Here is a 23,736-nt window from a genome sequence, read left to right as displayed (position 1 = left end):
GGCGGCTACGCGGGTCGCGCGGCGCCGCTTACTGCGTGGGGGGATGCCGTGGGGGAAGCTCGGGGTGCGCGGCGGCGTGGGATGCGCCTAGTGCCGGGCGGTGCGGGTGGTGCGGGCGGTGCCGGGTACGCGTGAGCGCCGGTGCGCGGCGCCGCGGGAGCGGACACGTGCGCGTCGTTCCCGGGGGAGGGTGGTGCCGCCGTGGCGCACGGACCTGGTGCTGTGGCTGGGAAGGTTTGCCGGGTTGCGTCGTCCGGTGCATGGGGTCTCCCCAGGCCCGCAGGGCCTGGGGGAAGCTTCGCAAGGCGGAGGGCCGCGGCTCGTACTGGACGTACTTGCGAACCTTGCCGGTCACAGCACGAGGCGGCGTCCGGGCGCGGAGCGGCGGGGCGGTGGGACGGCGGGGTCACTGCAGGGTGTGATCCGAGGGGCGCAGCGCGTGGGTGAGCGCGTCGAAGGCCCGGTGCGCGGTCTCGTCGTCCAGTACCGCCCGGTCCCAGACCATCCGCAGACGGATCTCCGCGCCCTGGGTGACGGAGACGGCGAAGGGTCCGCGTACCGGTCTGCCGTCGACGTGGACCTCCCGTCCCTCGACACCGGCGAGCACCAGGGGCGGGCGACGGCTGTCGTCGTCCACGGTGAGCAGTCCGTCGAGGCCTCCGGTCCAGCCCGAGCCGGTGGCCCGCACCGCGGCCACGACCGCGTCGAACGGTACGTCGGCCCGGTCGAGGTCGTCCCACCACGCGTCGGCCGTCGCCTCCGGGCCGGGTCCGCGGCCGGTGCCGGTGTCGGTGCCGGTGTCGGTGTCGGTGTCGGTGTCGGTGTCGGCGGGGAAGACGAGGGTGTTGAGGAAACATCCGACGACCGGCTCCGCTCCCGGGGGCCGGCCGCCCCACGGGTAGCCGAGCGGGACGGCGCGGCCGGATCCGGGGCCGTACAGCTCGCGGGCCGCGGAGCGGCAGGCATCGAGCAGTCCGGGGAAGGACACGCCACCGTCGTGCGCGGGCAGCCGGGCCTGCGCCGCGCCGCTGGGCCGTGCGCCCTCGGGCACGCGGGCCGGACGGGGCGCCGGAGCGTGGGCGTGCAACGCGCTCAGCCGGTCCGCCCAGTACGCGGCTGCTTCGGGCGTGTCCGCCCGTTCCTCGGCAGCGAGTTGGCGCAGGACCGCGTCCTGGTAGGCGGCGAGTTCGGCTGCCGTCTCCCCCGGTGCTGCGTGGGACGCGGCGGGCTCCTCGCTGTAGGCGGCGCCGAGTTCGTCGACGATCCGCGCCAGCGAACGGCCGTCACAGACGGCGTGGTCCAGGGCGACGGCGAGGATGTCCTCCGCCCGCTCCGCATCGTGTACGAGGAAGAGCCGCAAGGGGGGACCCTGCGCATCCCAGGAGTCCAGCGCGCGACGGAGCGCGTCGGCGGGCGACTCCCCCGGTACGAGGTCCGGCCGGGTCACGACGACGTCCGGATCGGCGACGCGCAGGACGGGGGTACCGCGGATGACGGCGGGCCGCGAGCGCAGGGCGGTGTGCCGAGCGGCGAGCCGGGATGCCGCCGCCCGCAGGCGTTCGGGGTCGACGGTCCCGTGCGGGAACGCGAAGAACATCGGCACCACGTCGGGGCGTCCGGACGGGTCCAGCGAACGCACCAGCTGGAAGCGGCGCTGTGCTCCGGTGACCGGCAGCAGGATGTCGGACCGGTCGTCGGTGAGACGCCGGTAGCGGGCCAGGTACTGACTCGTGATGCTGAGCACGTGGTCCTCTCTGTCGTGGCCGCGGTCGTGCGGAACGGTGGCGCGGCGGGCGGTGCCCGTGCAGGGGTTGTCCCCGGTCGCCGTACGGTGGTCGGTCGAGCGTCAGACGGTGGGTGCGGGGGCCGGCCGTTCGTCACCGTCGGCGGAGGCCGTGTCCCGGGGTGTCCCGCGGTCGGCGCCCGTGCCGCCGGCGCCACCGTCGTCCTGCGGACCGGGCAGGTCCCGCATCCGGCGCAGCGGGGAGAGCAGCAGCGGCAGTGGTACGGCGAGGATGCCGACGGCGCAGCAGGCGAGTGCCGTACGCGAACCGTAGGACTGGGCGAGGGCTCCGCCGAGGAGCGCGCCCAGCGGCAGGGTGCCCCACATGAGGAAGCGCAGGGTGGCGTTCATCCGGCCGAGCAGCCGCGGTGGGCACATGCCTTGGCGGAAGCTGACCTGGGCGACGTTGTAGACGACGGCGCCGAAGGAGACGACCGCCGATCCGGCGGCGAAGAGGACCGCCCCGGGGACACCGTGCCCGGACAGGGGCCACAGCAGCGCGAACGGGCCGGACACAAGGACGGACAGGAGCATGACCCGGGCCTGCCCCAGCCGGGCTGCGAGGCGCCCGGCGCACAGGGCGCCCAGGAGACCTCCCACGGCCGACGCGGACAGCACCAGTCCGAGCCCCCCGGCCTCCAGGCCGACGACACGGACGAGATGCACGGTCTGCGTCGCCATGAGGACGGCCGTACAGAAGTTGGCGAGGCCGGTCGTGAGGGCGATGACGCGGAGCAGCGGATGGCCGAAGACGAAGCGGACGCCCTCGCCGATCTCCTTGCGCAGGGAGCCCCCGGCGGCAGCGGGCTCGGGCGCTTCCTCGGCCCGCTCGACGCGCTGGAGGAAGAGGGCGGAGAGCACGTAGCCGATGGCGTCGACGGTGACCGCGAACTGCGCTCCGACGAGCTGGACCAGTCCGCCGCCGATACCGGGGCCGGTCACCTGGGCGGTGGAACGGACGGTCTCCAGGGCGCCGTTGCCGGCCACGAGTTGATCACGGGGCAGGATCTGCGGCAGGTAGCTCTGATGGGCGACGTCGAAGAACACGGTCGCCACGCCCGTCACGAGCGCGACGAGGTAGAGCTGGGCCATGGTCAGGACGCCGGCGAGCGCGGCGACGGGGATGCTGGCCATGGCGACGGCGCGCACCAGGTCCGCGCGGATCATCAGGGGCCGCTTGCGCATGCGGTCGGTGAGCGCGCCGGCGGGCAGCCCGACGAGCAGGAAGGCGGCGGTCTCCGCGGCGGTCAGGAGGCCCACCTGGAGGGCAGGGGCGTCGAGTTCGAGGACGGCCACGAGGGGCAGCGCCACCAGTGTCACTTGTGCACCGAGCTGTCCGGTGGCAGCTCCCGCGAGTAACAGTCGGAAGTCGCGCAAGCGCAGAGGGCCACCGGCGGTGGCTCGGGATGTGTCGGACATGTGAACGACATTCACGGATCCATCGCTCAACAGTCAAAGCAAACCTGTCACTTTCGGACTTGTTTTGCGCTGTCGTGGACACAGATCGGGAAATCCTTCGCACTACACGGGGTACGGCCGCGTGAATTCCTGCCGGTGTGCATGCAATGCGGGACAGGTGGGGCAAGGGAGGACAGGGAGCACAGGGAGGCGCCGAGCGACCTTCCTTACCCTGAGTAACGGGTTCCATTCTGACCGAAAAGACTCACCCAAGATCACGCTCCCGCGGAAGCGCCTGTTCCGTCCGCTATGACGCCACACCGGCGGCGGTCCGGCGCGCGCAATGCCGGACGACCGCGGCCAGGTCCCCCTCCGACCGCAGCAGGTTCCGCTGGACGCGCGCGCCGTTGCCGTGCTCCAGGAGGCCGGCGATTGCGGCCCGCACGAGCCCCTCGTCGCCGGAGTCGGCCAGGGCTTCGCCGACGTAGCGGTACAGCGCGTCGACGGCGGCCTCAGGCGCGGTCTCCCGCAGCGTCTCGGGGTGCAGCAGCGGACCGTCGAGTCCCGAGCGGCCCGCCTGCCACGACGCCAGCCGGAGCAGCCCGGTGCTGACCCTGGCCGGCGGTTCACCGGCTCGCCACTTCCGGGCCGCGGTCTCCACCAGGGCGCGCACGAGGGCGGCCAGCAGGACGGGGGTCGACGCGTCGAGACACACGTCCGCCACCCTGACCTCCACCGTCGGGTAGGAGGCGGACAACCGCGCGTCGAACCAGATCATCCCCTCGTCGCGCAGCACGCCCGACTCGACCATGGCCCGCACCTCCGCGTGATAGCGGTCCGCAGAGCCGAAGACGTCCACCGGCCCGGCCGCGGGCAGCCGGTTCCAGACCCGGCTGCGATAGCTGCCGTACCCGGTGTCCTCGCCCTGCCAGAACGGGGAATTCGCGCTCATCGCGGTCAGTACGGGCAGCCAGAGCCGGATGCGGTCCAGTACGGCCACGCCCTCCTCGTCCGACTCCACCGCCACGTGGACGTGGCAGCCGCAGGTCAGCTGCTCCTGCGCGGTCATGCCGAACTGCCGCGACACCCACTCGTACCGGTGTCCGGGGGACATCGAGGGTCGGACGGCCAGCGGTGAGGTGCCGATCGCCGCCACGACCGCACCCGCCGCCGCGGCGTGCCGGGCGGCCTCGGCGCGCCACCGGAGGATCTCCTCCTGCAGCTCGCCGATCTCCGTCACCGGTTTCGTGCCGAACTCGACCTGCTCCTCCTGGAGCTCCGCCTCGAACGTGTGGCCGGACTCCGTTCCGTCCGCCGCACTGGCGGTTGCGGCGCGGTCGGCTGCGGCGAGCACTGCTCCCGACACGGCCAGCGGCTCCCCGCTGTCCGCGTCCGCCAGCAGCAGCTCTTCCTCCACGCCGACGCTCCGCATGCATTCGCCCCTCTCTTCGCCGTCCTGTTCACCGATCGGTTGTCAGCGTCTGCCCGGCCCCGCCGTGGATATGCGGAAGGGGACCCACCGGGCTGGGGACCACGGTCGCGGGCGTCGGCGGGAGGGCGTCGGCGGGAGGGCGTTCCTCACCGGGGGCCGAGGATTCGGCCGCAGAGCATGTTGCCCGGGTCCGCCGGGTCGTCGCTGATCCAGAACTGGCGCCAGAGGAGGGCGAAGCGCTCGCGGCCGAGGTGGCCGGCGCCCTCCGGGGCGAGCAGCTCGAAGACGCCGTCCAGGTCGGCCGGGCGGCCGTTCCAGGTCTCCACGAGTCGCCGGTGCTCCTCCGGCGAGATGACGCCGTCGGCATTTAGGTCGACGACCGCGCCGGCCCCCACGGGCACATGTGCGCGAAATGTCACCCCGAAGCGGGTGCGTGAGCGGAGCGCTGCCACGCCCCCGCACCTCTGGTGCCGCGGCCCGCCGGGAGGGGATCATGGGCGTGCGCGTTGGCCGTCATCGCCGCAGTGAGTGCAGGAGGTACGTGTGTCCGTAGCGTCGAGTCGTGCGTCCGGGAGTTCCGAAGTCCCGCTGCTCCGCGAGACGATCGGGGACAACCTCGACCGGACCGTACGACGCTTCCCCGGCCGGGACGCCCTCGTGGACGTGGCCGCCGGCCGCCGGTGGACGTACGCGGAGCTGGCCGCCGAGGTGGACGCCCTCGCCCTGGGGCTGCTGGACCTCGGGATCGTCCGGGGCGACCGGGTCGGCATCTGGGCGCCCAACCGCGCCGAGTGGACGCTGGTGCAGTACGCCACCGCGAAGATCGGGGCGATCCTGGTCACCGTGAACCCGGCGTACCGCTCCCACGAGCTGGAGTACGTGCTCGGGCAGTCCGGCATCCGGCTGCTGGTCGCGGCGGAGCGCTTCAAGACCTCCGGCTACGCGGCGATGATCGAGGAGGTCCGGCCGCGCTGCCCGGGGCTGGAGTTCACCATCCTGTTCGACGGGCCGCGGTGGGACGCTCTGCTGGAACGCGGGCGCGGGGCCGATCCGGCCGCACTGGCGCGGGCGCAGGCTGCACTGAGCCCGGACGACCCGATCAACATCCAGTACACCTCGGGCACCACGGGCTTCCCCAAGGGAGCCACCCTCTCGCACCACAACATCCTCAACAACGGCTTCTTCGTGGGCGAGCTGTGCGGCTACGACGAACGCGACCGGGTGTGCATCCCGGTCCCCTTCTACCACTGTTTCGGGATGGTGATGGGCAACCTCGCCTGCACCAGCCACGGCGCAACGATGGTGATTCCCGCGCCCGCCTTCGACCCGGCGGCGACGCTGGCGGCGGTGGAGGCGGAGGCCTGCACCTCCCTGTACGGGGTCCCCACCATGTTCATCGCCGAACTGGCCGCCCCCGGGTTCGACGGGTACGACCTGTCGAGCCTGCGCACCGGGATCATGGCGGGTTCGCCCTGCCCGGTGGAGGTCATGAACGAGGTCATCGAGCGGATGGGAATGACCGAGGTCTGCATCTGTTACGGCATGACGGAGACCTCCCCCGTGTCCACGCAGACCCGTGTGGACGACTCGGTCGAGCGCCGGGTCTCCACGGTGGGCCGCGTCGGCCCGCACCTGGAGGTCAAGGTGGTCGATCCGCAGTCCGGCCGGACCGTAGCGCGCGGCACCCCGGGAGAACTGTGCACCCGCGGCTACTCGGTGATGCTCGGTTACTGGGGCGAGCCCGAGAAGACCGCCGAGGCCGTCGATCCGGACGGCTGGATGCACACCGGCGACCTGGCGGTCATGGACGGTGACGGCTACCTGAGCATCACCGGCCGGATCAAGGACATGGTGATCCGGGGAGGCGAGAACCTCTACCCCCGCGAGATCGAGGAGTTCCTCCACGCCCACCCCGACATCATGGACGTCCAGGTCATCGGGGTGCCCGACCCGAAGTACGGGGAGGAACTGATGGCGTGGGTACGGATGCGCGCGGGGGCCGAGCCGCTGACCGCGCAGGCCGTGCGCGCGTACTGCGCGGGCCGGCTCGCCCACTTCAAGATCCCCCGCTACGTCCACGTCGTGGAGGAGTTCCCGATGACCGTCACCGGGAAGATCCGCAAGATCGAGATGCGCGCGATGGCGACCCGCCTGCTCAAGGCGGAGACCGCGGCCGGCAGCGCCTGACCCCGCCGGGGCCGGCCGGAGAAGCTCCTGCGCCACCTGGGCCCGCTCGACGCGCCAATACCGGCCGCCCTGTTCGGGACCGACGCCGGGGACTGCCGGGGCCGGCTGGAGCGGTTCGAGGAGCGCAACCGGGAAGCGGCGGCAGCGCTGTCGGCCGAACCGGGCGCAACCGCTCGGATCGCCGCACTGCCGTTCCGGGCGGGTGAGCACGTCGTGGCCCTGGGCTAGAGCACCACCGCCGACCGGCTCTCCTGGTTCGAGATCCTGCGTCACTTGCTGCCCGAGGGCGTACGGTGCACCAACCTGGCCGTATCGGGGAGCACCACCACCCCAGGCTCTGGCGCAGCAGCTGTCGGCGCTGGGATTCCAGCGGCCCGACTGGGTGTTGTGCATGCTCGGCGCGAACGACGTGCAGCGCATCGACCGCACCCCGCTCGTCGGTTTCGCCGAGATCTGCCGCAACCTGACCGCCCTGCACGACCTCGCGGTGGCCCGTACGGGGGCCGGTGGGTCTGGCTCACCCCGACACGCACGGACCCCGACCGCGTGGAACGGTACGCGCACTTCCGGCGGGCCGAGCTGCGCTGGTCCGACACGGACCTGGACACCGTGGCCGACTTCCTGCCGGCCCGGCCGGAGCCGGTGGGTCGGCACGCGCCGCGCGGCGCGCGGCCACCATAGACCGGGGTCGGTCAGGCCACCGACCGGTCGACCGGCACGGTGGGTCGGCATCTGCGCGCGTGTGGCGTGCATACGCGGCGAGGGTCGGCAGCAACATGGTGTTCACCACTTCGCGCACCCGGGGTAACAACCGCTTTCTAGCGTGACCGACGTGGGACCACAGGCATGAACAGCGCTGCCGGAGAACACTCATGACGGCCCATCGCTCCCCGTCCTGCCGGCGGCGCCGCACCTATACGGGCACCCAGCCCCACCGGGAGGCGTGGCATGAGTACCACCGAGTCGCGACAGACCACGGCACACGCGACGAAGACCGCTGCCGACCAGGCGGTCAAGGAGACGCTGGAGGACTACACCCTCCGTTTCGCACCCCGTAGTTACCGCCGCTGGACCCCCATGGTCGTGGCCACCACGGCCCTCGGCGGCATCGCCTACATGGCCGACTTCTCCATCGGCGCCGGCATCGGCCTGGCCCACGGCACCAGCAACGCGCTCGTGGCCATCACCGTCGCCGCGGCCGTCATCTTCATCACCGGCTTCCCGCTGGCCTACTACGGCGCGCGCTACAACATCGACCTCGACCTGATCACTCGCGGCTCCGGCTTCGGCTACTACGGCTCGGTCCTCACCAGCATCATCTTCGCCAGCTTCACCTTCATCTTCTTCGCCCTCGAAGGCTCGATCATGGCCCAGGGGCTCGAACTCGGCCTCGGGCTGCCGCTGTGGCTGGGCTACGCCGTCTCCACCCTCATGGTGATCCCGCTGGTCGTCTACGGCATGAAGGCGCTCAGCAAGCTCCAGGTGTGGACCACCCCGATCTGGCTGCTGCTCATGGTCGGCCCGCTGGTCTATCTGATCGCCGACGACCCCGGCACGGTGGACCGCTTCCTGACCTACCCCGGCACGAGCGGCGACGGCGCCGTCACCACCGCCTCCGTCATGCTCGGCGCGGGGGTGTGCCTGTCCTTGATCGCGCAGATCGGCGAGCAGATCGACTACCTGCGCTTCATGCCGCCCAAGACCGAGGCGAACAAGCGCACCTGGTGGACCGCCGTGGTCATGGCCGGTCCCGGGTGGGTGGTGCTCGGCGCGCTCAAGCAGGCCATCGGTGTCTTCCTCGCCGTCTACATCCTCGCCGAGGTCGGACCGGCGGCCGCGCCCGAGCCCATCCAGCAGTTCCGCAGCGCCTTCGACGCGATGATGCCAGCCTGGCTGGTCATCCCGCTGGCCGTGGTCCTGGTGGTCATCAGCCAGATCAAGATCAACGTGACGAACGCGTACTCCGGATCGCTGGCCTGGACGAACTCCTTCACCCGCGTCACCGGGCACTACCCCGGCCGCATGGTGTTCGTCCTGGTCAACCTGGCCTTCGCCCTCGTCCTGATGGAAGCCGACATGTTCAGCTTCCTGGGCAGCATCCTGGGGTTCTACTCGAACTGCGCGATCGCCTGGGTGGTCACCGTGGCCACCGACATCGGCATCAACAAGTACGTGCTGAAGCTGTCCCCGCTCCAGCCGGAGTTCCGCCGCGGGATGCTCCACGCCGTCAATCCGGTCGGCGTCGTGGCCTTCCTCGCCGCCTCCGGCCTGTCGATCGCCATGTACTTCCACCTCCTCGGCGACACCCTCCAGCCGTACTCGCCCGTGGCCGCAGCCGTCATCGCCTTCGTCGTCACACCGCTGATGGCCGTGGTCACCAAGGGCCGCTACTATTTGCGCCGCACCGACGACGGCATCGGCGAGCCCCTGCTGGACACCGACGGGAACCCGAGCGCGGCGACCCTCGTCTGCCACGTCTGCCACCAGCCCTACGAGCGCCCCGACCTCACCGCGTGCGTCACCCACGACGCGGTCGTCTGCTCGCTGTGCCTGAGCACCGACAAGGCCGGCGACCACGTCCTGCCGGCCACCGTGTAGGCCGACCCCGCCGGGGCCGGCGGTCACTCCGGGCTGTGCCGGGGTGCGCCGGCCGTCGGCAGGGTGGGATCGACGCCCCGGAGGCCCGGGCAGCGGAGCCGCAGGCGGCCGCCCGGCACTGAACGGGCCCCGGTCCGGGGTGTGTCGGCGTCCCTCGCAGGCACGCTCCGGACCGGGGGCCACCGTTCGGGGCGCCGGCTCAGCGGAAGAGGTGGAGGTGTTCCTCGGCCCAGTCGTCGAAGGTACGGGGAGGGCGACCCGTCAGATCGGCGAGGGCGGGTCGCTGGTCGAGCGTCCACTGCGTGAGTTCGTCGAGGTGGAGGGCGTACTCGCGGAGTGCGAAGAGGGTGACCTCGATACCGTCGTCGGGCCAGCCCTGCTCGCGCCAGGCGTCGCGGCCGGCTTCCGGGGTGAGGTCGACGGCGGTGATCGGGCGGCCGGTGGCCCGGGCGATGCTTTCGAGGCGGTCGCGGCTGGCGAGCGGCAGCCCGACCGCTTCCAGGACCGAGCCCACGTGGTCGGCGGTACGGAGTGCCGTTTCGGCCACGGCGGCCAGGTCCTCCTCGTGCACGAAGGGGTAGTGGCCGTCCTCGAGGAACGCCTCGCGGACGGTCCCTTCGCGCCGCACGGTCTCGGGCCAGTCCGATCCGGTAGCCGGATAGGTGCCCTCCAGGACTGCGCCCATCACCGCCGAGGGCCTGATGTGCGTCCATTCCATCCCCGCCGCCTCGACGGCCCGTTCGACGGCCAGCCAGAACCAGGTCTCCGGCGGGTACGCCTGCTCGTGCTCGGGACCGTGCGAGGAGAGCGTGACGATCCGCCGTGTACCGGCCGCGCGAGCGAGGCCCAGGACGTCCCGGACCGTGGCGGGGACCGCGCCGGCCAGGAAGAGCGTGTCCGTGCCGTCGAAGGCCCCGGCCGGCTCGGCGGGGCGGGTGACGGAGCCCTCGACCACCTCCGTGCCCGTCGGCCAGTCCGCCGCCTGCTCGGGTTCGGCGAGGACGCGGACGCGGTCACCGGCCGCGAGCAGGCGCCGCGCGAGGCGTCGGCCGACGACTCCGGTGGGGCTGCTGCCTGCGCCCTTCCGGGCGTTCACCGCTGTCAGCAGGTGCAACAGGGACGGGGACGCGGACGGGACGGAGTACGGACGGGGGAACAAGGGAATGCCGGGCATGGCAAGCACCTCCGGTGAGGACAACGGAGATCTTGCGCCGCTTTCCCCGGCCCGGGGGAAGCGGTTGCGGATCCGGGGGACCAACCCTAGCGGCGATGGGCGATGTGGCACCCGCCTCCCCGCGATCGGGGCTGGAATACGGACACAGCGCTAGGGGTCAGCCGCTCCAGGCTCTCCGCACCCTGCCGCCCTCGACCTCGAAGTTCAGCCTGCCTTCGAGGTGTTCCATGGTCAGCATCGTGCCGGGCGGGACCATGCGCACCGTCGTCCAGCCGTGCGCCAGTGCCCGGCGTTTCGCCTCGTCGGTGTGGAGCCCTGGGTAGTGCGCCGGATCGTCAGCGGCGGGTGAGGCAGCGGAATCGGGATCGGAAGAGGAAGCGGTCATGGCTCCCACCTGCCCCACCGAGGTGCTGCACATGCCCCCACCCGCCAAACCCCGCTCCCGCTGCTACTCCCCGTCCAGCAGGAGCCGCTTCTGCGGCTTGCCCATCGCGTTGCGCGGAACCGCGGCGATGAAACGAACCTCACGCGGCCGCTTGTGCACCGACAAATACGTGGCGACGAACTCGGTCAACTCGGCGCCCGTGACCCCCTCAGCGACGACGAACGCGACGATCCGCTCCCCCAGGTCGGCATCCGGCACACCGATCACCGCCGCCTCCCTCACCCGCGGGTGGTCCAACAGCGCGTTCTCGATCTCACCCGCCCCGATCCGGTAGCCACCCGACTTGATCATGTCCGTGGACGCGCGACCCACGATCCGGTGCACACCGTCGCCGTCAACGGCCGCGATGTCACCCGTGCGGAACCACCCGTCCTCCGTGAAGGCGGCGGCCGTCGCCTCCGGTCGGCCCAGATACCCCGAGAACAACGTCGGTCCCACCAACTGCAGTTCACCGATCTCGGCGCCCGGCTCGGCGGCGATACGCGTACGGATTCCCGTGATCGGGGTGCCGACCGCGCCGGGGCGGACCTCACCGCCCGCCCGCCCGCTCACGGTGATCAGGGTCTCCGTCATCCCGTACCGCTCCACCGGCCGGTGCCCGGTCAGCCGTTCCAGATCCCGGAACACCGGCGTGGGCAGGGCCGCGCTCCCCGACACCAGCAGCCGGGCCCGCGACAACGCGGCCGCCGCCTGCGGAGCGGCCGCGATACGCGACCACACCGTCGGCACTCCGAAGTACAGACTCCCCCCGGCCTCCGCGGCCTCCGCATACGCCTCCGGCGTCGGTCGGCCCGTATGGACCAGGCGGCTCCCCGTCCGCAACGCCCCCAGGACACCCAGGACCAGCCCATGGACATGGAACAGCGGTAGCCCGTGGACGAGCGTGTCCTGCGCACTCCACTCCCAGGCGTCGGCGAGCGCGTCGAGGTCAGCGGTGATCGCGGCGGTGCTGAGGACCACGCCCTTGGGGGCGCCGGTGGTCCCGGACGTGTAGAGGATCAACGCGGGGTCCTCGGGTGCCGCCGCCGGCCCGGTGGGTGCGGCCGATGCGGCAGGTGCGCGGCGGGCGAAGTCCACCTCAATGGGACGGGCGCCGGAGTCACGCAGGATGTGATCACGCTCGGCGGGCCCGGCATCGGGAGGCAGCGGAACGCACGGCACTCCGGCCAGCAGTCCCCCGACCACCGCGACGACGGTCTCGAGCGAGGCGGTAGCGGTCACCGCGAACGCGCGCACCGGGCCAAGGGCGGCCAGGTCGGCGGCCACCGCACCGGCCGCACCCAGAAGTTCCTCGTAGGAAGCGGTGCGACCCGCGACGCTCACAGCGTCCGCGCGATCCCCGAAAACACCCGTCAGGGCGGTCAGCATGACGGCAGCTCCGATCAGCGAAGAGCAGAAACAACCCGGTCAGCCTACGGTGGCGCCTTGGCCCGCCCCGCACCTGTCGATGACGGGACCGGTTTCCTCCATTTTCTCCGGATCTACGGGTTTCCGGGGCCGGGCTCCGGGCACGCGCCGACTGGGGGCCCGCCGTATGGGGGCCCGCCGTATGGGGGCCCGCCGTATGGGGGCCCGCCGTATGGGGGCCGACGTACAGGAAGGATCCGCCATGGACGACCAGGGAGGCGCAGGCGGCGCCCCGCTCCACGACCACGACGACGAGCAGAGCCGGCGCAGGGCACCCCACGTCGCGCCCCGTTCCACGGCGTCCCGCACGGGCGAACCAGCCGTACGGGCGGCGGACACGGACGAGGCCAGCCGTTTGGACCGGCCCGGCGACGGCGGCGAGTCCCCGCGCGAGAGGCGCCGCCCCGGGCGTGAGCACTGACGGCGAGCGCTGACAGCCACAGGCACCACCGCACGGGCTGCCGCCACGCTGTCTCCTGCCGGTTCGTTCCGCGTCCTGCGACCCGCGACCGGACTCCTCAGAGCCCGTACCGCATGCGGCCCAAGGCCGTCATCGGCCGGTCATGCGCGGCGACCGGAGCCGGGAGGCAGGTGGAGCCGGTCAGGTAGCGGTCCACGGCGGCGGCCACCGCGCGGCCCTCGGCGATGGCCCACACCACCAGCGACTGCCCCCGGCCCGCGTCGCCCGCGACGAACACCCCCGGCGCCCGCCCGCCGACCGCCGCGAAGCCGGCGTCGCGCGCGAAGTTGCCGCGCTCGTCGAGGTCCAGGCCCAACTGCTCGCGCAGGCCGCCGGCCCGCTCGGGGCCCGAGAAGCCGAGGGCCAGCAGGACCAGGCCGGCCGGTATGACCTGCTCGGTGCCGGCCAGCGGGCTGCGGGCCACCGGCTCGACGGCGGTCAGGTGCAGCGCCCGTACCCGGCCCGCGGCGTCCCCCTCGAAGCGCAGGGTGGCGCAAGCGAACAGCCTGGGGTCGCGGCCCTCGCGCCCGCGGGCCTCTTCGTGGGCGTGGGAGATCCGGTACGTCCTCGGGTACACCGGCCAGGGCTCGTCGCCGGTCCGGCCCTCACCGGGCTCCGGATTGATGTCGAGCTGGAGCACGGAGACCGCGCCCTGCCGCAAGGCCGTCCCGAGGCAGTCGGAGCCGGTGTCACCGCCGCCCACGACGACCACGTGTCTGCCTTCGGCGGTGAGAGGGGATGCGGGGTAGTCGCCCTCCCGCACGCGATTGGCGCAGGTCAGGTAGTCCATCGCCTGGTGGATGCCGTGCAGCGAACGGCCTGGGACCGGCAGCTCCCGTCGCTCGCCGGCTCCGATCGCGACGACGAGGGCGTCGTACCGGCTCCGCAGCTCGTCCGCTCCGGCGCCGGTCGCGCCGCCGACGTCCGCGCCCGTGGCGAATGTCGTGCCCTCGGCCCGCATCTGCTCGATGCGGCGGTCCAGGTGGGCCTTCTCCATCTTGAACTCGGGGATGCCGTAGCGCAGCAGTCCGCCGATCCGGTCGGCCCGCTCGTGGACCGTGACGCGGTGCCCGGCCCGGGTCAGCTGCTGCGCTGCGGCCAGTCCGGCCGGACCGGAGCCGATGACGGCCACCGTCTTGCCGCTGCACTTCTCCGGCGGTCTGGGCGCCATGTAGCCGAGCCGCAGGCCCTCGTCCGCGATCGCCTGCTCGACGTTCTTGATGGTCACCGGGTCCGCGTTGATCGTGAGGACGCAGGCGTCCTCACAGGGGGCCGGGCAGAGCCTGCCGGTGATCTCCGGGAAGTTGTTGGTCGCGTGGAGCCGCTCGTACGCCGCATGCCAGTCACCGTGGGCGGCGTACGCGTTCCACTCGGGGATGAGGTTTCCCAGGGGGCAGCCGGTGTGGCAGAACGGTATGCCGCAGTCCATACAGCGGTCGGCCTGCCGGGAGACGAGCGGCAGCAGCGACTGGCCCGCGTAGACCTCGCGCCAGTCGCCGAGCCGTTGCTCGACGGGGCGGGCCGGCACGGCCTCGCGGGGGATCCTGAGGAAGCCGAACGGATCGGTCACGCGCCGCCTCCCTGGATCGTGGGCGCGGCAAGGTACACGGCCCGCGCACCGTGTCACCCGTTCGCGCGTTCTGTGGCAGTTCAGTCAGATTACGCCGCCTGCGCGGCAGCGCCCTGGGCGACTGAGGTGAGCGACCGGGCGGGTGCGGACGGTGACGGCCGTGTGGTGATCCACTGCGGCTCGGTCACGGGCGGTGTCGGCGATTTCGGTGGCGCTGCCGGCGTCCGCTCACGGAGGCCGGCAGCGCCGAACGGGCGGATGACCGGGCGGCCCTAGTTGAACGGTTCCAGCGTCATGAAGGCCTCTTGCGGGTTGCCGTCGTGCACCAGCGACTCATGGGCGCCCACGTCGTCGAAGGCGAATCCGTACGCCTTACCGTCGGCCATCTGTCCGTGGATGATGCGGGAGTAGTGGTTGGTGACGGCGTCACGGTAGAAGTTGGCGTTGTTCGGGTCGGGCTGGGCCGGGTTGGTCAGCAGCGTCGACCGGTTGAAGCCCGCGCACAGGGTGCGGGAGATCGGGCCGCGGACCAGGTCGTTGGGTGCGTCCAGGAGCTTGTAGCAGCCGAAGACGCTGTCGGAATCCGGCTTCTGGAAGCTGGTGACCACCGCTCCCGATCCGTTGGTGAAGTTCATGACGTTGCCCGAGACCCGGCCGTAGTACTTGGTGTTCGGCTGGTTCACGAAGGGCGTCACGGTGAGCGTGGAGGAGCTGTACTTGCTCCAGACCCGGTTGATGTAGTCGTTCATGACGCCGGCGGGGATTCCGCCCGCCTCGATGCCGTGACCGGGCGAGAGCGCGCGCAGCGGCGTGCCGTCGGGGCGGTTCTGGATCAATCCGCCCCAGCCGGCCGAACGCAGTTGGCTGAATACGGCGTTGTAGCCGCCCGGCTTGAGCCGGCCCGTGTTCGTGACCGTGCCGTCGGCCGCCTTCACGCCCACCGCGTACGGAGCCGAGAACATGTCGACCTGGGTGCTGTTGATCCACAGGCCGGCATCGTTGAGCGTGTACTCGGACCAGTTGAACAGGATGGTGCGGTTGGGGTCGGACGGGTTCTGCACGGCGGGCTGGACGAGTCCGCCGGTGCTGAGCTTGAAGACGATCTTCTGACCTATGGAGAAGTAGACGCGTCCGGAGAACTTGGGTATCCGGATCGTCTTGGTCTGCCCGTTGGCCGGACCCGTGATCGATGCGTCGGGCGCGGGGGTGGGCGGATTGCCTCCCACGGGCCAGGGGTGGAATCCGCCGTTGGCATCGGCCCAGCCCTGCCGGCCGGTCGTCAGCTGCGTTCCCAGGTTGTACACGTAGACCGGCTCGCTGCGTCCCGAGCTGTTCTTGATCGTGAGCGGGATGGTCGCCGGTACGGCCTCTGCCGATGTCAGCGGACCGAGAGCCATCAGGCCGGCCGCGACCACCAGGGCCGAGAGACCCGATGCAAGCACTTTCGATAAACGGAACACGATCATCCTCCGTGTGGGGGCATCTGACGGTGGGGGGAGGTACGGCGCTCCCGCGCCTATGAGTTGACGGCCGAGAGCGCTCTCAGCCTCGGCCTGCGTTCAACTTCTGTCAATGGATACGGTCGCCCTGACCCAGCCCGGAGAGCCCTGCCGGCCCTCAGAACGGCGCGGGCGCTCGCGTGAACCTGTCCGAGACGTCCCCGACGAGGTCGATCCCCTCGGGACGCAGCGTCATGACGGGAGCGCCGGGCGAGAGGTCGAAGCGGTCGATCTCGGCCCACAGGAGGTTCGGGCTGGTGGCGAGTTCGAAGAAGTACCGCTTGCTGGTGAGGTCGCAGACGGTGCGGTACTCGGTGTTGTAGGTCTTGAACCTCCCCTCGCGGTACGGCGCGCCGAAGGGCACCGACGCGTTGCGGGTGACGGCCAGGATCGCGGCGACCGCCTGCCGGTCGTCCGCCGGCTCGGGCAGCAGTGAGCTGAAGTAGGCGGCGCGCTGGAAGCGGTCGACCGCGTTCACGTTTCCGGGCAGGGGGACCTCGCTGCTGGGCCGGTCGTGGCCGAGCCCCTGCACGGCGCGCACCTTTTCCCGCAGCAGGCGGAGTTGTTCCTCGTAGGAGGGTTCGTTGGTCATGATCGTGTAGCTGCGGTCGTGGTGCACCCGCCGTTGGCCCGCGATGTACTCGATGATCGCGGAGTCCCCTGACGCGTCCTCCAAAGCCACGTGCACCGAGGCCTGGAAGCCGCGCACCTCGACCGGCACCAGCTGACAGGTGCCGAGCAGGTCCAGGGCTTCCTGCACCGTGCGGGCGCTGTCCAGCAGGTACTGGATCCACAGGGCGATCTGGAGGCCCGGCCTGCTGGGGTCGCGGGGGCCGAGGTCGGTGCTGTCCAGGTACAGCAGGTGCGCCGCGAGGCCGGCTTCGTTGATGCCGTCGGCCGTTCCGGCACCGTAGACGGTCGTCACGAGGCTGCCGAGTCCACTCGTCCACAGCAGGGGGTTGTCACCGACGACGGCGGTGCCCCCCAGTGTGCCGCCGTTGCGCTCGAGCCCCCGGGGGAACACGGTCAGGACCGGCTCGGTCGATTCCGGCCAGTCCATCGTCCGGCCGGCAAGAACGGCGTGGTTGTTGGTGTTCCACAAGATCCGCGTGCACATGGGTGAATCCCTCGTCCCTCTCTGCGTGAGGCGAACGCATCAGCTCGCGGCCGAGGCCTGCGCCTGACCGGCTCGGCCCGAACGGGCGCGGGCCCGGTCGCGGAACCATGCGCACACCCCCACCAGCACCGCCACCCCGAGCCCGTACACCGGCAGCCACAGGGTCGTCGTGGCCGCCAGGCACTCGGCAACGGCCTTACGGGCCTGGTCCTCCCGCTGGAACGCGACGGCCGCGCCGTCACTGGCGGCCAGGTTCCCGAGCGCGGCCTCCACCTGGAGCGCCGCGTACCTGCCCGTCAGCACGCAGTCGCTGCGCGTGCCCGGCATCGGGAACAGCCAGGCCCGGCGCTGCAGCAGGGGGGCCAGTGCGATCGACACGCACAGGCCGACGACCAGCGCGTACGCGACCAGGCCGCGCATGTACGGGGAGCGGACGTCCGGGGTCCACTCGGCCCGTCGCTGAAAGGCGAGCATCACCGCAAGCAGCGTCACCCCGATGAACGTGGCGAACCACTGCCACGAGCCCTGGGCGAGCGCGAACGTCAGCACCGCGGCAAGTCCGATGCCGATGACCCCGGGAGCGGGAATGCCATCGGCCGCCGCGGCGGTGACCGGCCTCGCGGTCACTCGCGGTCTGGAATCACTCACAGGCCTCTCCTGCAGGGCGGGGTGACCCAGCATGCGCCGCGGGACGGCGCTGCCCCGGATGCCATGCCGTACGCACCCTGCGTCCCGCCCGGATGGCCCGCGCACCCGGCCGGCCACGGGCCACGGGGCGCCGGAGCCGGCCATGTCCGGCTCGGCTACGCTCGGCGCCACTGACGATCGTTCCGCGGTCCGGGCACACCGCGTCCGGACCGCCACTCGGGAGACACCGAAGCATGACTGCGCCACCATCGCCGCCTGGGGCGGAACGTACTGACGGATCATCCGTCCGGATCGGCGTTCTCGTTCCGCTGACCCGGCCCGGCTGGGTCGAGGCGGGCCAACACCTCCTCGCCGGCCTGGAGCTGGCCGTTCGCGACGTCAACGACGCCGGCGGGATCGGCGGAAAGCCACTGGAACTGCTCGTCCGGGACACCTCGGCGGATCCGCAGAGGGCCGCTGCGGCGGTGGACGAGTTGGCCCGACTGGGCGTGGCTGCTGTGGCGGGTGAGTATCACAGTGTCGTCGCTCGCGCCGCCGCCGCCCGGGCCGACGCCCTCGGCCTGCCGTTCCTCTGCTCGTCAGCGGTGCTCGACGCGCTCACCGAGCAGCCGACGGAACGGGTCGCGCGCCTCGCCCCGGCACAGTCCCACGGCTGGCAGATCTACGCGGACTTCCTCCTCGGCGCGGGCCACAGCCGAATCGCCGTAGCGACCCAGTCGAGTGTCTACTGGGCGTCCGGGGTCCGCATTCTGCGGGAGTACCTCGCTCCGCGCGGCGGCACCGTCGTCGAGCTCGACGTGCGCGCCCTCGACCCCGCCGCGGTGTGCGACGAGCTCGTCGGCCACCGCGCGACGGCCCTCCTGCTTCTGGTCGGCCACCCGGATCCGGCCGTGCCGATCGTCAAGGCCGTCCGCCGTGACCGGCGCCTCGCCGCAATCCTGATCGGGGCTCCGGCCGGGCAACCGGAGTTTTCCGAATGGGCGACGCTGCTGGGCGGCGACGGCGCCGCGATCCCGTTCCTGCGCTACCTGCCGGAACGTCTCGGCCCGCTCGGTGCGCGCGTCGGGACGGCCCTCCGCGAGCGGTTGGGCCAGGCTCCTTCCTTCGTCGCCTTCGAGGGTTACGACACGGTCCTCGTCCTCGCCGACGTGCTGCGTGCACACGTCGGCGAGGACGAGGCACGCGCCGCCGAACCCTGGTCGCGCGTGGCAGTCGAAGGCACCCGCGGGCAGATCCGGTTCTCCCGCACGCCGGGCATCAGCGTGTGGCAGTGGACGTGGGCTCCGACCCAGGTCGTCGATCGGGACCCGGCGGAACCTGCCCGCTTCCGGATCCTCCACGCCGGCTGAGGGGGACAGAGCCGAGTCACACGGAAGGGGCGCCAGGGTGCCCGGGTCAGTAGACCATCCAGGGGCCGTCGAAGACGGCACCGAGGGCGTACGTCACCCCGAGGCTGATCACCGCGAAGAGGATGAGCATCAGGACGGTGACCACGGCGAACTGACCGGCAGGATGCCTGAGGAACCGCTGCCGGACCGGGCGCCGAATCGTCATGCCCCCCATAGTGCCCTGCCGCGTGCAACGCTTCAGCCGGCGGTGGCCGGGCCGAGGGCCTGTTCCAGGACTTCCAGGACGGTGTTGCCGAACAGCCTGGCCTTGTAGCCGGTCTGTGGCAGCGGCCGGCAGCGGGCGAGGACCGTCGCTGCGGCTGCGGCGAGGACGTCGGGGGTGGCCTCGCGGCCGATCAGGGCGGCCTCCACCTCCGTGAGCCGCAGCGGTACGCGGGCCACCCCGCCCGCCGCGACGGCGGCGTGCGTGACGGTGGAGCCGTCGAGCACCAGCCGGGCGGTGGCCTCGACCAGGGGCCATTCGGCCTGGGCGCGGCTGATGGCCCGGTGGCAGGCGGCGCGTTCGCCGGGCAAGGGCGCGGGCAGGTCGACCGCGGTGAGGATCCGGTCCGGCCGCAGCAGGTGGTCGGCGTGCGAGAGCCGGTCGCCGTCCCCGTACAAGTCGGCGACGCCGCGCGGGGATTCGCCGTGGACGTGGGCCTCGGCGTCGTAGGTGAGCAGGGCCATCGCGAGGGTGGACGGGTGCGGGGCGACGCACGGGCCGTTGCCGGTGACCACGCCGAAGTGGTGGTCGCCCGCGCGCGCGGGGCAGCCGGTGCCGCCCTTCTGGAGGCAGCTGAAGTGAGGATTGCGGTAGTACCAACACCGGTTGCGCTGCAGCAGGTTGCCGCCCACGGTGCCGGCGGCGCGGATCTGCGGAGTGGCGGCGGTCCCGGCGGCCAGGGCCAGGGCGGGCCAGCCGGCGTGTACGCGCGGATCGGCGGCCAGCTCGGCGAGGGTGGTCAGGGCGCCGATCCGCAGCCCGCCGCCGGGCAGCGGCGTGCAGCCGCGCAGGTGCCCGGCGCCGCCGAGGTCGGTGAACGGCCCCGGGGAGACTCCGCTGCGCTGCCGGGCCGTGGTGTCGGTGCCACCGGCGCGCAGCTCCCCGCCGCGGGCCAGGACGGCGGCCGAGAGGTCGGTGAGGGTGGTCTCGGTGCTCACGTACCCAGTCCTTCCAGGAGCCGGTCGGGGCGGATGGGCATGTCGTACGGGCGCCAGCCGGTGGCGTCGTGGACGGCGTTGGCCAGGCAGGCCGCGGTGGGCAGGGTCGCGATCTCGCCGAGGCCGACTCCGCCACCAGGCACGTGCTCGAAACCCTCCTGGTGGAAGTGGACGGTGATCTCGGGGGTGTCCCCGATGCCGGGAATGCGGTAGTCCTCCAGGTTCTCGGTCAGCACCCGCCCGGTGGCCGGGTCGGTGCGCCGCTCCTCGCACAGGGCGTAGCCGACGCCCTGTACGACGGCGCCCTCGCACTGGCTGCGGGCGAGGCGCTCCTCGTGGATCCGGCCGGCGGCGATGCCGCTCCACACGCTCAGCGGGCGGACGCGGCCGAGGCGGGTGTCCACCTCGACCTCGGCGACCTGCACCGATCCGGTGAAGCCGCGGCCGATCGCGACACCGCCCATGGTGAAGGGGGTCACGAAGCCCCGGCGGTCGCGGGGGCGCCGGCCGGTCACCCGTACGCCGTGCGCCATGGCCAGCCGGGTGGCGACGTCGCCGCCGCCGAGTGCGTCGCGCAGCCGGGCGGCGGCGTCCGCGGCGGCGGGCACGAGGGAGGGCGTGGTGCGGCTCCCGCCGGAGGTGGGGCCGTGGACGGCATCGCTCCGGCCGACCTCGGCGCGCACCCTGTCCTCCGGCAGGCCGAGTCCCGTGGCAACGGCCCGGCGCAGCACGGTGCGCGAGCCCGTGCCCATGTCCTGTACCGCGCAGCGGGCGACGACGATCCCGTCCTCGACGGTGAGTTCGACCTCGGTGACGGGATCGAGGAAGTACATCCAATTGGCCGCCGCGACGCCGACGCCCCGGCGGAACCGGCCGGTGCCGCCGCGGGGGCCCGACCAGACCGGGAGCGCGGCGGCCCGGTCGTACAGGGCGTGCCGCTTGGGGTTGCCGTCCCAGCGGCGGCGCAGGGCGATCGGGTCCTGGCCGAGCCGGTGGGCCATCTCGTCGACGGCCTGCTCCAGGGCCCAGCACATGGTGGGTCCGCCGGGGCCGCGGAACGGGGCGCCCGGGGGACGGTGGGTGACGGTGTCGAAGTCGCGGAGCCGGCGGGGGGCCTTGCCGTACATGAACCGGGCCAGTGCCGCCACGGTGCCGCCGACCGAGACACCGCCGTCGTTGTCCGCGTCCATGGCCAGCGCGCTCAGGTCGCCGGCCTCGTCCGCGACCATCGCCAGCCGGATCCGGGTGCCGGGCCGGTATCCGCCGTCGGTGAGTTCCTCGTCCCTGTCCAGCACCACCCGCACCGGGGCGCCGTGCAGCCGGGCCAGCCCGACCGCGGCAACGACGTCGGAGGTCAGTCCCATCTTGCAGCCGAAGCCGCCGCCTACGTGGACGGCCCGTGCCACCACCCGTTCGACGGGCACACCGAAGCGTTCGGCGGCGAGCTCGGCCGTGCGTTTCACGGACTGGGTGGACACCTCCAGGTGGAGGGTGCCGTCGACCCACTCGGCCAGGCAGGCGTGCGGTTCGAGCGGGGTGTGCGTCTGTGCGGCCGTCGTGAAGACGCCCTCCACCACCCGCTCGGGGTTCCGGCTCCGCGCCTCGGTGATACGGCGCACGGCCGTGGCGGGACGTTTGCTCATGGCGGACGGGCCCCGGAGGTTGCCGCGCCAGCGGGCGGGCACCAGCTGCGGGGTCTCGCCGGAACCCGGTGCCCGCTTGCGTGCCGCCTTGTCCGCGTAGACCAGCGGGCCCTCGCCGGTGCGGGCCTGGCGTACGTCCAGGGCCGCCGGGAGCACCTCGTAGTGCACCGTGACGCGGGCGGCCGCCGCCCGTGCGGAGGCCCGGTCCGGCGCCGCGACCGCGGCCACGGGCTGCCCGACGTACCGCACCACGCCGTCCGGGGGCAGCAGCGGTACCAGGGGCACGTCCCCGGCTTCGAGGGAGCGCACGTGAGCATGCGCGTGCGGCGAGCGGATGATCACCCCTTCCAGCAGTCCCTCGGGGCGCAGGTCCGTGGTGTACCGGGCCGATCCGTCGGTCTTCTGCGGGGCCTCGACGCGCGGGACCGCCGGCGGCTCCCCGCCGGGCGGCGCCGTGTCGTAGTCGCCCGCGCAGGCCGCGGCCACCGCGCTGAAGATCCCCTCGTACGCGCCGCACCGGCACAGGTGGCCCGCGAGCGCGTCCGCGATCGGCTCCCTCCCGGGCCGGGTGCGGCCGTGGGCGGCTCGCCACCGCTCGAAGAACGCCGCCGCCGCGACCACGAACCCCGGGGTGCAGTAGCCGCACTGGAGGGCGTCCTCGCCGGCGAAGGCTCGCCCGACCGGGTGACCGGACAGGCCCTCGACGGTCGTCACCTGTCGGCCGGCCAGCGCGACCGCCGGTGTCAGGCAGGAGACCCGGGGTTCGCCGTCGACCTGGATCGTGCAGGCCCCGCACACCCCGCCCGCGCAGACCAGCTTGGTGCCGGTCAGACCCAGCCGGTCCCGCACGACGTCCACGGCGGCCGGGTCGTCGTCGACGTCCACCGCGTGCCGGGTGCCATTGACCTCGAACTCCACGAGACGTTCTCCTCACCGCGGGGCGGCGTCTGTCGGACCTCGCGCTCGCCTTCACGCTCCTTGATATCCCGCCCGCGGCTCCGGCGCAGTCCGGCGCCCGTCCCCGTACGGGTGGGGGCGGCCGTGCCGGCATCCGCCGAGGTGCGTGCGAGACGGAGTGTGCGGCTGCTGAAGCAGCCATGGGTGTCGAAGACTTCTGCGCGGACCTCTGCGCGCAGGAACAGACCGGAACGGGCTCCCCTGGCGTCGGGTTCCGGCTCGCCGTTCTCTAAGCGGGCTGTGCCGGTCAGGGCGCGGGAAGTTGCCTTGACCGCTCGGGTCCCCCCGCAGAGGGAGAAATCCGCCTGTACCGGGGTCGCAGGTTCCTCATGTGCCCGTGGCGGGACGAGGAGCGGCCGGCGCTCAGCGGGAGTCGTCGGGCGCGGCGGTCGCGGCGCGGCGGAACTCGGCGTTGATGCGCTGGGCCTCTTCGAGCTGGTCCTCCAGGATGACGATGCGGCAGGCCGCTTCCACCGGGGTGCCCTGGTCGACGAGCTCCCGGGCGCGGGCCGCGATCCGCAGCTGGTAGCGGGAGTACCGGCGGTGCCCGCCCGGGGAGCGCAACGGTGTGATCAGACGGGCCTCGCCGATGGCGCGCAGGAAGCCGGGGGTCGTGCCGAGGAGTTCGGCGGCCCGGCCCATCGTGTAGGCGGGGTAGTCATCGTCGTCCAGCCGGCCGCCGAGCGAGTCATCCGCTGTCATCTGCACCTCTTCTTAGAACGCGTCGAAGGGCCTTGGTGCCGTACGGCACCAAGGCCCTGAAGGGAATTCAACACCATCTGTCGGCCTCAGCGCTGCGCCGACCTTCTGTTTCCGCGGTCGCGCCCTGGAGACGGGCGGAGTGCGGGGATCGTGAATGCCTGACCGGG

General features: G+C 72.4%; 20 protein-coding genes. 5 read left to right on the top strand and 15 right to left on the bottom strand.

The window, feature by feature from the left end; translation table 11 throughout:
* Positions 1–406: 406 nt before the first annotated feature.
* The 4 genes from ACFY04_RS37620 to ACFY04_RS37605 form a co-directional block, all read right to left on the bottom strand.
* The gene (locus ACFY04_RS37620) at positions 407–1,744 is read right to left on the bottom strand and encodes a condensation domain-containing protein (RefSeq protein WP_389124295.1); all 1,338 of its coding nucleotides are present in this window, start codon (positions 1,742–1,744) and stop codon (positions 407–409) included.
* 102 nt (positions 1,745–1,846) lie between these two features.
* Entirely contained in the window at positions 1,847–3,202 is a 1,356-nt protein-coding gene (locus ACFY04_RS37615) for an MFS transporter (RefSeq protein WP_389124293.1), read from the bottom strand.
* Between the two features lie 286 nt (positions 3,203–3,488).
* Positions 3,489–4,613 carry a glutamate--cysteine ligase gene (locus ACFY04_RS37610; RefSeq protein WP_389124291.1) on the bottom strand — a complete coding sequence of 375 codons (1,125 nt, stop codon included), beginning with the start codon at positions 4,611–4,613 and terminating at the stop codon, positions 3,489–3,491.
* Positions 4,614–4,759: 146 nt separating this feature from the next.
* Complete coding sequence (locus tag ACFY04_RS37605) at positions 4,760–5,065, bottom strand: hypothetical protein (RefSeq protein WP_389124288.1); 306 nt, start codon at positions 5,063–5,065, stop codon at positions 4,760–4,762.
* 91 nt (positions 5,066–5,156) lie between these two features.
* Between ACFY04_RS37605 and ACFY04_RS37600 the strand changes: the two genes are divergently transcribed.
* The 3 genes from ACFY04_RS37600 (at position 5,157) to ACFY04_RS37590 (ending at position 9,398) form a co-directional block, all read left to right on the top strand.
* Positions 5,157–6,800, top strand: coding sequence for an AMP-binding protein (locus ACFY04_RS37600; RefSeq protein WP_389124286.1), 1,644 nt, complete (start codon positions 5,157–5,159; stop codon positions 6,798–6,800).
* A gap of 546 nt (positions 6,801–7,346) precedes the next feature.
* A complete protein-coding gene (locus tag ACFY04_RS37595) occupies positions 7,347–7,481 on the top strand; it encodes a hypothetical protein (RefSeq protein WP_389124284.1) in 135 nt (44 codons plus the stop codon).
* 267 nt (positions 7,482–7,748) lie between these two features.
* The gene (locus ACFY04_RS37590) at positions 7,749–9,398 is read left to right on the top strand and encodes an allantoin permease (RefSeq protein ID WP_389124282.1); all 1,650 of its coding nucleotides are present in this window, start codon (positions 7,749–7,751) and stop codon (positions 9,396–9,398) included.
* A 199-nt stretch (positions 9,399–9,597) separates the two neighbouring features.
* Here ACFY04_RS37590 and ACFY04_RS37585 read toward each other — a convergent pair whose 3' ends face one another.
* The 3 genes from ACFY04_RS37585 to ACFY04_RS37575 form a co-directional block, all read right to left on the bottom strand.
* Complete coding sequence (locus ACFY04_RS37585) at positions 9,598–10,572, bottom strand: NAD(P)H-binding protein (protein WP_389124279.1); 975 nt, start codon at positions 10,570–10,572, stop codon at positions 9,598–9,600.
* A 157-nt stretch (positions 10,573–10,729) separates the two neighbouring features.
* Positions 10,730–10,957 carry an I78 family peptidase inhibitor gene (locus ACFY04_RS37580; RefSeq protein WP_389124276.1) on the bottom strand — a complete coding sequence of 76 codons (228 nt, stop codon included), beginning with the start codon at positions 10,955–10,957 and terminating at the stop codon, positions 10,730–10,732.
* Between the two features lie 63 nt (positions 10,958–11,020).
* Positions 11,021–12,385, bottom strand: a complete 1,365-nt coding sequence (locus tag ACFY04_RS37575; RefSeq protein ID WP_389124273.1) for an AMP-binding protein — start codon at positions 12,383–12,385, stop codon at positions 11,021–11,023.
* Positions 12,386–12,626: 241 nt separating this feature from the next.
* Here ACFY04_RS37575 and ACFY04_RS37570 point away from each other — a divergent pair, with 241 nt between their 5' ends.
* Entirely contained in the window at positions 12,627–12,845 is a 219-nt protein-coding gene (locus ACFY04_RS37570) for a hypothetical protein (RefSeq protein ID WP_389124270.1), read from the top strand.
* Between the two features lie 97 nt (positions 12,846–12,942).
* Here ACFY04_RS37570 and ACFY04_RS37565 read toward each other — a convergent pair whose 3' ends face one another.
* The 4 genes from ACFY04_RS37565 to ACFY04_RS37550 all read right to left on the bottom strand — a co-directional run bounded on the left by ACFY04_RS37565 (position 12,943) and on the right by ACFY04_RS37550 (position 17,718).
* Complete coding sequence (locus tag ACFY04_RS37565; RefSeq protein WP_389124269.1) at positions 12,943–14,454, bottom strand: glutamate synthase subunit beta; 1,512 nt, start codon at positions 14,452–14,454, stop codon at positions 12,943–12,945.
* A gap of 272 nt (positions 14,455–14,726) precedes the next feature.
* Positions 14,727–15,851 (bottom strand): glycoside hydrolase family 64 protein, encoded by a 1,125-nt coding sequence (locus tag ACFY04_RS37560; protein WP_389124374.1) that lies wholly within the window; start codon positions 15,849–15,851, stop codon positions 14,727–14,729.
* A gap of 220 nt (positions 15,852–16,071) precedes the next feature.
* A complete protein-coding gene (locus ACFY04_RS37555) occupies positions 16,072–17,070 on the bottom strand; it encodes a linear amide C-N hydrolase (protein ID WP_389124266.1) in 999 nt (332 codons plus the stop codon).
* A gap of 39 nt (positions 17,071–17,109) precedes the next feature.
* On the bottom strand, positions 17,110–17,718 hold the full coding sequence (locus ACFY04_RS37550; protein WP_389124263.1) for a hypothetical protein: 609 nt from the start codon (positions 17,716–17,718) through the stop codon (positions 17,110–17,112).
* A 233-nt stretch (positions 17,719–17,951) separates the two neighbouring features.
* Between ACFY04_RS37550 and ACFY04_RS37545 the strand changes: the two genes are divergently transcribed.
* Entirely contained in the window at positions 17,952–19,067 is a 1,116-nt protein-coding gene (locus ACFY04_RS37545; RefSeq protein WP_389124260.1) for an ABC transporter substrate-binding protein, read from the top strand.
* 46 nt (positions 19,068–19,113) lie between these two features.
* On the opposite strand, the gene ACFY04_RS37540 is transcribed toward ACFY04_RS37545, so the two are convergent.
* The 4 genes from ACFY04_RS37540 to ACFY04_RS37525 form a co-directional block, all read right to left on the bottom strand.
* Positions 19,114–19,272 (bottom strand): hypothetical protein, encoded by a 159-nt coding sequence (locus tag ACFY04_RS37540; RefSeq protein ID WP_389124257.1) that lies wholly within the window; start codon positions 19,270–19,272, stop codon positions 19,114–19,116.
* A 32-nt stretch (positions 19,273–19,304) separates the two neighbouring features.
* Positions 19,305–20,267, bottom strand: coding sequence for an FAD binding domain-containing protein (locus tag ACFY04_RS37535; protein WP_389124254.1), 963 nt, complete (start codon positions 20,265–20,267; stop codon positions 19,305–19,307).
* Positions 20,264–22,828 carry a molybdopterin-dependent oxidoreductase gene (locus ACFY04_RS37530; protein WP_389124253.1) on the bottom strand — a complete coding sequence of 855 codons (2,565 nt, stop codon included), beginning with the start codon at positions 22,826–22,828 and terminating at the stop codon, positions 20,264–20,266. Before ACFY04_RS37530 ends, ACFY04_RS37535 begins: the two co-directional genes overlap by 4 nt.
* Positions 22,829–23,230: 402 nt before the next feature.
* Positions 23,231–23,569, bottom strand: coding sequence for a MerR family transcriptional regulator (locus ACFY04_RS37525; RefSeq protein WP_202204195.1), 339 nt, complete (start codon positions 23,567–23,569; stop codon positions 23,231–23,233).
* Positions 23,570–23,736: the final 167 nt, after the last annotated feature.

This window comes from Streptomyces sp. NPDC001549 (assembly GCF_042894025.1).
Classification (GTDB): domain Bacteria; phylum Actinomycetota; class Actinomycetes; order Streptomycetales; family Streptomycetaceae; genus Streptomyces; species Streptomyces kutzneri.
Note: the sequence above shows the minus strand (reverse complement) of the source record. Positions and strands in the feature narration are given on the sequence as shown.